Consider the following 13,286-nt stretch of genomic DNA (forward strand, 5'->3'; position numbering starts at 1 on the left):
ATATACTTTTTACATATTGTTTTCAAGTTTTTCTAAACTTCTTTGAATTTGCTCGATTCTTTCAATACTATTTATTAAAGCCTCAAATCTATCTTGTTTATCTTCTATTATTCTATTTGTTTGAGAACTACTTTGTTTTATCTCTACAAATGAATCACTAATTTCTGAAACATCACTTGTAACTGACTGTAAACTTGTACTTGCCACATCAATCATTTTTGATATCTCTGTTACACCTGATACAGTAATATCAACAGAATTGTTACTTAGTTTTAAACTATCTTGTGTTCTTTTAGCAAGTTTCTTTACCTCATCAGCAACAACCTTAAACCCTTTACCATACTCACCTGCTCTTGATGCCTCAATTGCTGCATTTAAGGCAAGTAAATTTGTCTGTATTGCAATATCTGAAATAGAAGATAAAACTTTTTTAATTTCATCAGCATTTTTAGTTAAAGTTTGCATACTTGAAACTAAACTATTATTTGTATCAACATTTTTCATAATATCATTACTAAATGATTCAAATCTACTATTTACTTTATCAATAATCTGATTGCCCTCTTTTGTATTTCCATAAACAGAATTGATAATATTTACCATATCTTGAATTAAAGGGAAAGCAGCTTTTAGAGTATCTAAAATAGATGTTCTAACTCTTGCTAAAAGTTTATACTGGTATAACTCTTTTTTCTCATAATAAGAAGAGAATTGTGCATATTTTTGAACAAAATTATCTACATATTCATCAGCAAAATCATTTTCGTTTTCAACTTTATAGAAAAATAAAGCTGTAAGTGTTTGATTGATATTTAAACCTAAAAGCTCTCCAAAAGTAGAAAAACCTGCTACAGGAATATTATTAAAAGTGTTTAAAGAGTTTAATCTATCTTGATTTAACAATCTTCTTAAAATACAATCATTAAATAAAGCCCCTACTGGTTCAACTCTTTTATTTGAACAATATCTTCTATAATCTTGTTCTGTTTGAGAAACAAAATCTTTATTTTTTACTAAATGTAAAATATCACCAAATGAGATATCACAGAAGAAAGCAATCTCTTTATTTTCTATATCTACATTAGCAACTGATCTTATATAGATTTCATCTTCAAGCTTAATTGCAAAACTATACTCTTTTAATACTTCTGGTAAAGAAGATAAACTACAATTTAAATGAGAACATAAAACATCTACAAAACTAACTATTTGATTTGTTGATTTATTTAATACACTTTTAACTGTTCTTTTTAATACATCAGCTTGTGCTACTAAATAAGATAAGTTTGTTTCTTCACAACTTTGTGATTTAAATACACCATATTTTATATTTTCATTTAATTTAACTAGAACAACAACTGCATTATGTCTTAATACTTCAGTTCCATTAAAAATAAATGTTTCTTGAAAATCAAGTTTTCCTCCTGCTGAACCACCAATTATTAAACATGGAAGTTTCCCACTTTTATATACAGCTTCTGTAAAAAAACTTTCACTATTTGATAAACCATCTACTAAAGTTAACGCAAAACAATCTTCATAATTTATTTTAAAAGGAATATTAGTTCTTTTTAGGGTATCACTAATTTTATTTACCCTTTGGGCATGAGTTAAAACATTTGCATCTAAGTTCTCACTAAATAGAGGAACTGTTAAGATTTCAACTCTATCAATTATCTCATTACTATATGCTTGTAAAACTATATTATCCCAACTACTACTTGCATCATTATAAAGCTTTTCTTTTTTACTATTAGCATTAAAAGTACACAATTCACCAGCTGTTGTTGATAAAATTACTTTTACATTGTTTGAGAAAAATGATTTGATTTTTCTTGATACTTCATGAAAGTTAACATGAGGAGATACAAAGCCCATTACCAAGCTTGGTTCTTGATTATCAAAATATAATGTTTCAACCTCTTGCTTAGTTAAACCTGACTCTTTAACATCAATTATTTTTATAAAATTATTCATTTGGTGTACTCTTTTTTTCTTCACATAAGATTTGTATAAATTATATTAAAATAATAAAGCTTAAATATAGCGATTAATTACTTTTACTAGTCAAAGAGGATTATCAACAATTTTTAGATAAAATCATGTCATGATAATATATGGTAAACAAATCGTACTTTACGTACTAGAAAAACATCCCCATTTAATTGAAGAAGTTATGTTCTCAAAAGAGATAGACAAAAAGCTATTCTCAAAGTTTTTAAAGCTTGGTAAGAAAATTGTTAAACTTGATAATAAAAAAGCTCAAGGTCTTTCTAAAGGTGGAAACCACCAAGGATTCTTTTTAAAACTAAAAGAGTTTGAATATACAGACATTAAAGACATTAAGAATATGAACTTCATTCTTGTTTTAGATGGATTAACTGATGTTGGAAATATTGGAGCAATTGTTAGAACTGCTTATTCACTTGGTGTTGAAGGAATAGTAGCTTCAAATGTAAGAACTCTAAACAACTCTGGAATTTTTAGAACAAGTGCTGGTTCATTAATTGATGTGCCATTTGCACTTTACCCAAAAAGTGTTGACCTAGCAAATGAACTACAACAGTGTGGTTTTGCATTAATAGGTGCAACAATGGATGGAACTGATTTAAAGAAATATGGAAAAATTGAAAAAGATGATAAAGTTGCACTTTTCTTAGGAAGTGAAGGAGAAGGTATCTCTCCTAAAGTTCAAAAGAAACTTGACTTAAAAGTTTCTATTGGAATGGAACATGATTTTGATTCTTTAAACGTATCAGTTGCAGCAGGAATATTAATTTATAATTTAAAAAAGTAGAGATTTACTCATGGTTAAAAAGTTAGTTTTAATTGTAGCATTAGGAATTACATTAAGTGCAAATATAAATACTAAAGTTCAAAATTTATTAGGTGTTGAAACGTATAATACTCATCAAAACCTTATTAACTTTATATTTTCACAAAAAAGTGCATACTATACAAATGGTCAATTAAACTATACTTTAGTAACACAAAAACTACAAGATAATAATCTTTTAAAACTAAACTTTCCAAGTACTACTTATATAAATGTAAACTTCATCTTAAAAGGTGAAGAGAAAAAAGCTTTATTCATTTTAAAAGATATTTTAAAATCATTAGGTCACTACTATTACTTTACTCAAGAAGCAAACCATAATGAAAATGACTTATTTTGGAGTATTAAACTAAAAACTGATGTCGCCATTAACCCTCTTAGATTATCGCAGTCTCTTGATAAAGCAAACAGCAAGATACTAAATATAATTAAAGAGGGTAGTTCTAATTATACTTATGTAATAGATTTTACAAATAGTGAATTAGCAAAAGTTGAAGATTTAAAATTTAACAGCCAAATAACATTAAAAAAACCATTTAGACCTTATATGATAAATGTAGCAAATGCTACTTCAATAAATATAGATTCTCATATAGGTAATAGATGGCATCCAAATATTACTTTTTATGACAATAGTATGAATATTTTAGAGGTTGTTAAAGAGGATAGTTTTAAAAAAAGTTTTAAGGTTGATGTACCTGTTGATACATCATATATCAAAATAGATGATTTATATTCCCTTTCCAATTTAAAAAGAGGGATTAGTATAACTAAGGAGTAAAAAAGTGTTTCCTGAAATAGAGTTTGAAAGAATGAAAAGACTTCCTAATTATGTGTTTGCTGAAGTAAACAACATAAAAATGGAAGCAAGAAGAAGAGGTGAAGATATTATAGATTTCTCAATGGGAAATCCTGATGGTCCAGCGCCACAACATATCACTGACAAGTTAACTGAAGCGGCATTAAAACCAAAAAATCATGGTTATTCTGCAAGTGCTGGTATTTACAAATTAAGACTTGCAATTTGTAATTGGTATAAAAGAAAATATGGTGTTGAAGGGTTAGATCCAGATAAACATGCTTGTGCAACTATGGGTTCAAAAGAGGGTTATGTTCACTTAGTACAAGCTATTGTTAATGTTGGAGATACGGCAATTGTTCCAGATCCAACTTATCCTATTCACTCATATGCATTTATGCTTGCTGGTGCTGGTATTCACAAATTTGAATTAAGCTTTGATGATGAATATAAAGTTGATGAAGATTTATTCTTTGAAAGATTACAAAAAACTTTAGATGAATCTATTCCAAAAGCAAAATTTGTAGTAGTAAACTTCCCACATAACCCATCATGTGCGACGGTTACTCCTGAATTCTACCAAAGACTTGTAGATATGGCTAAAAAAGAGAGATTCTATATTATCTCTGATATTGCTTATGCTGATATTACATTTGATGGATATAAAACTCCTTCAATTTTCCAAGCAGAAGGTGCTTTAGATGTTGCTGTTGAATCATTTACTTTATCTAAATCATACAATATGGCAGGATGGAGAGTTGGTTTCATCACTGGAAATGAAAAACTAGTTGGAGCATTAAAAAGAATTAAATCTTGGCTTGACTATGGTATGTTTACACCAATTCAAGTTGCGGCTACTGTAGCACTTGATGGTCCACAAGAGTGTGTAGAAGAGCATATTGAAAAATATAGAAAAAGAAGAGATATTATGCTTGAAACTTTTGCTGATGCAGGTTGGGAAATGAATACTCCAAATGCATCAATGTTTATTTGGGCAAAAATTCCTGAATGTGCACAGCACTTAGGAAGCATGGAGTTCTCAAAACAGCTTCTAACTGAAGCAAAAGTTGCTGTAAGTCCAGGTATTGGTTTTGGTAAATATGGTGACCAATATGTAAGAATTGCTTTAATTGAAAATGAAAAAAGAATTAGACAAGCAGCAAAAAATATAAAAAAATATTTAAAAACTTTAGAAAAATAGGAAAAGAGATGTTAAAAGTAGGAATTATCGGTGTAGGAACTGTTGGAGCTAGTGTTGCAAATATATTAAGAGATAATAAAGATATTATTACTGCAAGAGCTGGTGTAGAAATAGAGCCTGTACTAGGTGTAGTTTCAAACTTAAATAAGCAAAGAGATGTATCTATAAAACTAACTGACAATGTTGATGAAGTGTTAAATGATGAATCAATTGACATTGTAGTTGAGTTAATGGGTGGAGTTGAAAAACCTTATGAGATTGTTAAAAAAGCTTTAGAAAAAGGTAAAGCAGTTGTGACAGCAAATAAAGCATTATTAGCATACCATAGATATGAATTACAAGAAATTGCAGGGGATACAGCATTTGAATATGAGGCAGCTGTTGCTGGTGGTATTCCTATTATTAATGCTTTAAGAGAAGGATTAACTGCTAATAATATTGATACTATTAGAGGTATCATGAATGGAACTTGTAACTATATGCTTACAAAAATGATTAATGAAGGTGTTGATTACGACACTATATTAAAAGAGTCTCAAGATTTAGGTTATGCTGAAGCTGATCCAACATTTGATGTTGGAGGATTTGATGCGGCGCATAAACTATTAATTCTTGGTTCTATTGCATATGGTATTGATGCTAAACCTGAAGATATTTTAATTGAAGGTATTCAAGACATTGAACCTGAAGATATTGACTTTGCAAATGAGTTTAACTACTCAATCAAACTTTTAACAATTGCTAAAAAAGTAGGAAATGAGATTGAACTTAGAGTTCATCCTGTATTTATTCCAAGTAAAGAGATGATTGCAAAAGTTGATGGTGTTATGAATGGAGTTTCTGTTATTGGAGATAAAGTTGGTGAAACTATGTATTATGGACCAGGAGCAGGTGGTGATGCTACTGCTTCTGCTGTAATTGCAAATATTATTGATGTGGCAAGAAGAGGTAAAGGTTCTCCTATGCTTGGATTTGAAACGCCAAATAGTGAGAAATTATCATTAATGCCAAAAGATAAAATTCAAACAAAATATTACTTAAGATTTACAGTTGAAGATAAAGCAGGTGTTTTAGCAAAAATTGCAAATATCTTAGGAGATAGAAATATTTCAATTGAAAAAATGATACAAAAACCAATAGATGAGAAAACTGCACATATCTTACTTTCAACTCATACTTCTGTTGAAAAAGACATCAACGATGCATTAAAAGCTGTAGAAGATGCAAATGTAGTTACTAGAAAACCTATGATGATTAGAATAGAGGACTAACCCCTCTATTTTATAATTTTTATTTATTACTTACTTTTTTCTTTCCAAATAAAACTTTTTTTACTATAATCCACTTTTATTTTAATAATGGATATATATTTTGAAACAAACAAATGAACTTACAACAAAAGAGATTCCATCACTTATAAAACAACTTGCTATTCCTGCTAGTACTGGTATGTTTTTTAATACTATGTACAATGTTGTTGATACATTTTATGCTGGACTAATCTCAACACAAGCAGTTGCTGCTTTATCTTTATCATTTATGATATTTTTTACAATTATAGGATTTGGATATGGTTTTTCATCTGCTACAACAGCTTTAATAGGTAATAACTTTGGTAAAAAAAGATATAAACTAGCTTCTTTATATGCACAAAAAGGCTTAGTATTTATCCCTTTAATAGGTGTGTTTTTAACTATTTTAGGTTTTATATTCTCGCCTAGCCTTTTCGTACTTCTTGGAGCAAAAGAAGCATACTTACAAGATGCTATGACATATATCAATCCTATTTTATATGGAAGTATTTTCTTTATGATTAACTTTGCTTTAAATGCAATACTTGTAGCCAAAGGTGATACTAAAACATATAGAAATACTTTAATTTTTGGCTTCTTCGCAAATTTAGTTTTAAACCCTTTATTTATATATGGATTTTTATTTGTTCCTGCAATGGGCTTACAAGGTATAGCAATTGCAACTGTTTTAATACAGATAATAAATATGTTCTATATGCTTCATAAAGTAAATCAAACAAATATCATCAAATATGATAGATTTGATTACTTTCTACCAAATCTAAGAGTATATAAAGAGTTTCTAAATCAAGGCTTACCAGCAAGTTTAAATATGCTTATCATGTCAATAGGTTCGCTTATACTTACATATTTTGTATCTCACTATGGGATGCAAGCAGTTGCAGGATATGGTATTGGTTTTAGAGTTGAACAGCTTATGCTTTTACCTGCACTTGGACTTAATACAGCAGTACTTACACTTGTATCAAATAACTATGGTGCAAAAAAATATGATAGGGTAATAGAGACTTTAAAAGTTGCAATAAAATATGGATTTATAATCTCTACTTTTGGAATAATATTTCTAACTATATTTGGAAGATTGATTATCTCACAATTTGACTCAAACGAAATAGTTGTAAACTATGGTTTAGATTACTTACTTATTGAAGTTTGGATTTTCTATGCTTATGTAGTTTTATTTATTTGTGTATCAACACTTCAAGGTATAAAAAAACCAAAAATGATTTTATATATAGCTTTATATAGACAGATTTTTGCAAAATTAATAGTTGCTTTTTTAATTGTAAAATACTTTGAAATGAGTTTTGCCTCACTTTGGATAGGTATTTTTATAGTTATAAACTCTGCAGCAATTTTTGCCTACTTTTATACAAATAACCTTCTTAAAAAACATTGTCATAGAACTTTATAGTTCTATGATTAATTTATAACTTTCATATTATGAAGCTCGTCCAAAGGCTCTTGTAAAACCTGCATAGCTTCATTTAAGTCAATATCATTTTGCTTACAAAGTTTTTTTAGTGTTTTTTTAATTGATTCTTTTTTATTTAGATTTTTTAGAAGAGCGTATAAAAACTCATTTACCTCTCTAAATAGTACCTCATCACTTGAAAAGTCGTAGTAGATTACTGTAAAATTTTCTCTTTTTTCTTCATAATTAGCATTTATCACATCATATTTGAATTTTTTAATTCTAGAGCTTTTACTTAAAGAGTATGAACTATCCCATGAAAAAGCTTTTTGTTTTTTTGTTTTATACTCTTTCATTAGAAGTTCTAACTCTATCCAGTCAAAATATAAAAGTTCATATAAATATTTTCTATCATGAAAAAGCTTTTTCTTTTTTACCATTTTTCTATAATCATCTGCTATTTGCCATACAAAAGGAGTTGAAGGAGGATTTTGCATAAAAGTATAAATAGTTTCTTCTAACTCTTTTAGTGAAATATGCTCTAAAAAAAGTGGAAAGGTATTATTTATAATCTCTTCATATCTATAAAAAACAAGTTTTTGATAAATACCAAAAGCATTAGAGCTTGGATTTTCTTTTTGATTTGTAATAATATCAAAAAATCTATCTTCAACATCTCTTTCTAATTTAGCCATTTCTAACTTCTTTACAGATTTTTTTCATTTGTTTATATTCACTTATTAACTCTTCTAAAGGTGGAATATTATTGTCCCTCTCTATCATAACAGGAGCGTCTACTTGCTTTAAAGTATAATCTAAAAGTTTCCATACACCTTTGTCTATTGGCATACCATGGGAGTCTATTTTCATATTTGCTTCTTCATCAAAATAGTGGCCTGCCATATGCATGTAAGCAACTTTACTTTTATCTATTTGGTCTATAAATTTTCTTGCTTTAAAGCCATGATTTACTGAGTTTACAAATACATTGTTTACATCAAGAAGCATTTTAGCACCTGATTTTTCCATAACTTCATTTATAAAATCAACTTCTGCCATTTCACTATAAGGTACTAAATAATAAGTAGCATTTTCAAGTATCAAATTTCTTTGAATAATATCCTCAACCTCTTTTACTCTATCACTAATAACTTCAATCATTTTTTTAGTCATGGGAACCGGTAAGAGTTCATATGATTGTTTGTTATCTAATGATGAGAAACTTAGATGTTCAGAATAGTATTCGATATTGTATCTATCTAAAAAAGTTTTGATCTGTTTGACAAACTTTTTATTTAGTTTGTCAACAGACCCAATCGATAGAGATAAACCATGGGCTATAGTTGGTCTTTCAAAAACTGCTTGCTCAAAAGCTTTTTCAAAAAATTTTGGCATATGCATCCAGTTTTCAGGAGTAACCTCCCAAAAATCAGGTCTAAATTTTGTATCTTTTAAATCAAGCAGAAAATCGCTTCTAAGTCCTAAGCCACAGCCTTTTAAGTTTATCATCTATTCATCTTCTCCGTTTCACCCACACTTACCAGCGCCACAAGCACCAGTAGCTTTTTTCTCAGTTTTTTTCATGTCGCTTTTCATTTCATTTTTCATATCACCGCCACACTTACCAGCACCACAAGCACCTTTTTTCATATCTTTTTTCATGTCGCTTTTCATATCACCACCACATTTTCCAGCTCCGCAAGCACCTTTCATGTGTTTAGCTTTTTCTCCACCACACTTACCAGCGCCACAACCAGTTTTTTCTACTTTTTTCTTAGCTTCACCACCACATTTTCCAGCTCCACAAGCTCCATTTCCTGCAAATGCAGCTGTTGTTGATAATGCTGCTCCTAGCATAATTCCTGCTAATTTCATTTTTTTACTCATTTTCTCTTCCTTTTATTAAATTTGATTTTTTATTTATTTTTCAATTGCTTGAACTTCAACGATGATTTTCACATCTTCACTAACTGCAACACCACCAAACTCTAAAGCTTTATTCCATTTTAAATCATAATCCATTCTATTGATTTTACCTTTTAAAGTAAATCCAACTCTGTTATTACCTTTAAAATCTTTAACTGTTGCTAAATCTTCAACTTCTAAAGTTACTGGTTTTGTAATACCTCTGATTGTTAAATCACCTTGCATTTTTCCTTCATCACCATCTGCTTTATATGATTTCATTACAAAAGTCATTTTAGGAAACTTTTCTGATAAGAAAAAGTCTGCACTTTTTAAGTGATTGTCTCTTTTTTCAATACCTGTATCAATTGAAGCTGTTTGTACTGTTGCTTCAAAAGCATTGAAAATTTTTGTTTTATTATCAAAGTCAATCTTTGCGTCATATTTCTTAAAATCACCCTTTACATTTGTAATCATTAGGTGTTTTACAGAAAAACCAACATTTGTATGTGAACCATCTAAGTTATATGGTGTTGCAAATGCTACACCTGCTGATAAAACTGCTGTTGCTAAAAACTTACTAAAGAATCCCATATTTGTCTCCTTTTATTAACCCTTATTTAATATTGTTAGGAGAATTTTATATTTTTTTTGTTTAGTCAATGTTAAGCAGTCATTAAACTTAAAAATAAGTTTTAATGACTAACAGTAATATCTTTTAACTTATCTCCTTTATATATTGCATATATATAAAAAATTGCAGGAATTATAATAAGTGTCAATAAAGCTGAACTCACCATCCCACCAATCATTGGTGCTGCTATTCTTTGCATAACTTCACTTCCTACTCCATCTATATACATAATAGGAATAAGTCCACCTAAAATAGCAAACAGAGTCATAAGTTTTGGTCTTAATCTTAAAACAGCACCTTTATAAATTCCATGGAATATATGCTCTTTTGTAAACTCCACTTGCTTTTTAACTAGCTCATTCATAGCTTCGTGTAAATAAACAAGCATCACAATAGAAGTTTCAGCGGCAACTCCTAAAAGAGCTAAGAAACCAACTATTACAGCAATAGAGATATTAAAATTTAGATAATCTAAATAGAATATCCCACCTGTTAGAGCAAATGGCAATGTAAAGAAAATTATTACCGTGTAAGTAATATTTCTTAGTGCAAAATATATCAAAATAAATATAATCACAAAAGTTAAAGGAATAATATAAGCTAACCTTTCCATTGCTGATTCAAGATATTCACTCTGTCCTGCCCACTCAAAATAGTAGCCCTCAGGAAGTTTTATCTCTTCAAGAAGTTTTACAGCTTCATCTTTATACTGTTTTGAAGAAATACTATTTTTAGGAGTGATATAAATAAAGTTTACATTTAAAGCCTTCTCTGATTTAATAACAGAGGGTCCTTCTTCATAGTAAAGTTCTGCAAGCATTTCTAATGGTTGAAAACCTAGTTTTGTTTTTACTTGAAGATTTTTTAATGCTGTAATATCTTCTCTTTGCGCTGTTTCATATCTTAGACTTATTGGGTATCGCTCTAAACCATCAATAAAAGTTGAGATTTTACTTCCTGCAACCCCTAAACTAATAGTTGATAAAATATCATTTTTATTAATACCATATCTTGATAAAAGCTCTTCTTTTACATCAATATTTAGATAGTATCCAGAATTTATCTTATCAGTTGACACAGATAATGTTTTATCAAAAGCTTTTAATTTTTGCTCTATTAATCCTGCTGTTTCTTCTAGTTGCTCATGACCGCTTCCATAAAGCTTAATACCAAGAGGAGTTCTAATACCTGTTAAAAGCATATCAATTCTTCCTCTAATAGGATATGTCCAAGAGTTTATAAGCCCTGCTACTCTTAACTTATCATCCATTTCTTGCATAAGCTTTTTATATGTCATACCCTCTCGCCATTGATCTTCTGGCTTAAAAGTAATAATTGTCTCAATCATTGCAAGTGGTGCTGGGTCTGTTGCGGTATCTGCTCGCCCTGCTTTACCAAATACTGTATCAACCTCAGGGAAAGACTTGATAATCTTATCTGTTTTGTTTGTAAGTTCCCTTGCTAAATCAACACCTATACCATAAGGAGTTACAGGCATATACATAAAAGTTTGCTCATTCATCATGGGCATAAACTCCCAGTTTTGTTTTTTGTAAACTGGATAAGCAGCTATGATAGTTCCTATAAATCCTAACACTATTAAATATCTTAGTTTTAGTGAGGCTTTTAATAGTGGCGAATATAAAAGTGTAAAGAATCTATTTAAGATATTTTTATTCTCACTTAGTATCTTTCCTTTTATTAAAAATACCATTAAAATAGGCACTAAAGTAATAGATAAAATAGCTCCTGCTATCATGGCAAAAGTTTTAGTAAATGCAAGTGGAGTAAACAATCTTCCTTCTTGTCCGGTTAAAGCAAATATAGGTAAGAAAGATACCACTACTAAAATAAGTGCAAAAAAGATTGGACGTCCTACTTGTTTTGCTGATTTTATTATAATCTCTACTCGCTCTTTGTTAGAGATATTCTCTTTTCCTTGAAGATACTTGTGAGCATTTTCCACCATAACTATTGTTGCATCTACCATTGCTCCAATTGCAATAGCAATACCACCTAAACTCATAATATTTGAACCCATTCCAAATAGTTTCATTAGTAAAAAAGTAATTAAAACAGTAATAGGTAAAGTAATGATAATAATCAATGCACTTCTAAAGTGGAATAAAAACAAGGCACTAACAATAATAACTATAATAGACTCTTCAATAAGAGTATTTTTTAAAGTATCAATAGCCTTATCAATAAGTGATGTTCTATCGTAAGTCTCAACTACTTCAACACCCTCTACTTTTAAAGTCTCTAGCTTTTTCTTTACAGCTTTGATTACAGCATAAGGGTTTTCGCCATATCTTACAACAACTATTCCACCTACTGTATCACCCTGCCCATTTAAATCAGCCATACCTCTTCTGTTTGTAGAAGTTATATTTACATCAGCTATATCTTTTATTTTTAAAGGTGTGTCATTAAACGTTTTAATTGTGATATTTTCAATATCTACAACACTTTGTAAATAGCCTTTGGCTTGAATCATATGCTCAAAACCATTTTCTAAAACAATTCTTCCTCCTTGTTCATCATTGTTTGAAGTCAGAGCCTTTTTTATTTCATCAATACTTAAATCATACTGCACTAACTTATCTTGATTTAGTGTAATCTCATAGTTTTTTATAAAACCACCAATTGAAGCTACTTCACTTACACCATCAACACCCAAAAGTGCATATTTATAATAGTAATCTTGTAGAGTTCTTAACTCATCAAGGGATTTAGTATCTGATTTTAAAGCATACTCATATGCCCAACCAACACCTGTAGCATCTGGACCAATAGCAACATTTACACCATCTGGAAATGTTCCTTGAAGCTGTGATAACTGCTCTAAAATTCTATTTCTTGAATCATATAAATCTGTACCATCTTTAAAAATGATATAAATCAAAGCATTTTGAAAAGAACTCATGGCTCTTACTGTTTCAATATCAGGTAAACTCATCAGATTCGAAATCAAAGGATATGATACTTGCTCTTCTATTGTTTTAGGACTTTGTCCTGGCCATTTAACTTGTACAATTACCTGAGGTGGTGATAAATCAGGAATTGCATCAAGAGATGTGTTTTTAACTGCCCAAAACGAAGCAAAACTTAGAACTATTACTGAAAATAGAATTAAGAACTTATTTCTAATACTATATGAGATTATACTTTCAACCATGATATA

At 29.5% G+C, this 13,286-nt stretch carries 11 protein-coding genes; 5 read left to right on the forward strand and 6 right to left on the reverse strand.

Features of this window, described 5'->3' with window-relative positions; genetic code table 11:
* Window positions 1-9: 9 nt before the first annotated feature.
* Window positions 10-1,977: a methyl-accepting chemotaxis protein gene (locus ACH5BF_RS03200; protein WP_423272641.1), complete on the reverse strand. Its 1,968-nt coding sequence runs from the start codon at window positions 1,975-1,977 to the stop codon at window positions 10-12.
* Between the two features lie 130 nt (window positions 1,978-2,107).
* On the opposite strand from ACH5BF_RS03200, the gene rlmB reads away from it, so the two are divergent.
* From rlmB to ACH5BF_RS03225, 5 genes are all read left to right on the forward strand, one after another.
* Window positions 2,108-2,797, forward strand: a complete 690-nt coding sequence (gene rlmB / locus ACH5BF_RS03205; protein ID WP_423272643.1) for a 23S rRNA (guanosine(2251)-2'-O)-methyltransferase RlmB — start codon at window positions 2,108-2,110, stop codon at window positions 2,795-2,797.
* 10 nt (window positions 2,798-2,807) lie between these two features.
* On the forward strand, window positions 2,808-3,617 hold the full coding sequence (locus ACH5BF_RS03210; protein ID WP_423272646.1) for a hypothetical protein: 810 nt from the start codon (window positions 2,808-2,810) through the stop codon (window positions 3,615-3,617).
* Between the two features lie 4 nt (window positions 3,618-3,621).
* Window positions 3,622-4,836 carry an LL-diaminopimelate aminotransferase gene (locus ACH5BF_RS03215; protein ID WP_423272648.1) on the forward strand — a complete coding sequence of 405 codons (1,215 nt, stop codon included), beginning with the start codon at window positions 3,622-3,624 and terminating at the stop codon, window positions 4,834-4,836.
* 8 nt (window positions 4,837-4,844) lie between these two features.
* Window positions 4,845-6,107, forward strand: coding sequence for a homoserine dehydrogenase (locus tag ACH5BF_RS03220; RefSeq protein ID WP_423272651.1), 1,263 nt, complete (start codon window positions 4,845-4,847; stop codon window positions 6,105-6,107).
* Between the two features lie 100 nt (window positions 6,108-6,207).
* Complete coding sequence (locus tag ACH5BF_RS03225; RefSeq protein ID WP_423272654.1) at window positions 6,208-7,563, forward strand: MATE family efflux transporter; 1,356 nt, start codon at window positions 6,208-6,210, stop codon at window positions 7,561-7,563.
* A gap of 8 nt (window positions 7,564-7,571) precedes the next feature.
* Here ACH5BF_RS03225 and ACH5BF_RS03230 read toward each other — a convergent pair whose 3' ends face one another.
* The 5 genes from ACH5BF_RS03230 to ACH5BF_RS03250 form a co-directional block, all read right to left on the reverse strand.
* Window positions 7,572-8,258 (reverse strand): HvfC family peptide modification chaperone, encoded by a 687-nt coding sequence (locus ACH5BF_RS03230; protein WP_423272655.1) that lies wholly within the window; start codon window positions 8,256-8,258, stop codon window positions 7,572-7,574.
* Window positions 8,251-9,072 (reverse strand): MbnB/TglH/ChrH family RiPP precursor modification enzyme, encoded by an 822-nt coding sequence (locus ACH5BF_RS03235; protein ID WP_423272657.1) that lies wholly within the window; start codon window positions 9,070-9,072, stop codon window positions 8,251-8,253. The genes ACH5BF_RS03230 and ACH5BF_RS03235 overlap by 8 nt, the downstream gene beginning before the upstream one ends.
* Before the next feature lie 18 nt (window positions 9,073-9,090).
* Complete coding sequence (locus ACH5BF_RS03240; RefSeq protein WP_423272659.1) at window positions 9,091-9,450, reverse strand: HvfA family oxazolone/thioamide-modified RiPP metallophore; 360 nt, start codon at window positions 9,448-9,450, stop codon at window positions 9,091-9,093.
* 33 nt (window positions 9,451-9,483) lie between these two features.
* Window positions 9,484-10,062, reverse strand: a complete 579-nt coding sequence (locus tag ACH5BF_RS03245) for a YceI family protein (RefSeq protein ID WP_423272662.1) — start codon at window positions 10,060-10,062, stop codon at window positions 9,484-9,486.
* Window positions 10,063-10,163: 101 nt separating this feature from the next.
* Entirely contained in the window at window positions 10,164-13,280 is a 3,117-nt protein-coding gene (locus ACH5BF_RS03250; protein WP_423272665.1) for an efflux RND transporter permease subunit, read from the reverse strand.
* Window positions 13,281-13,286: the final 6 nt, after the last annotated feature.

The sequence above is a fragment of the Arcobacter pernae genome (assembly GCF_049472135.1).
GTDB lineage: Bacteria > Campylobacterota > Campylobacteria > Campylobacterales > Arcobacteraceae > Arcobacter_B.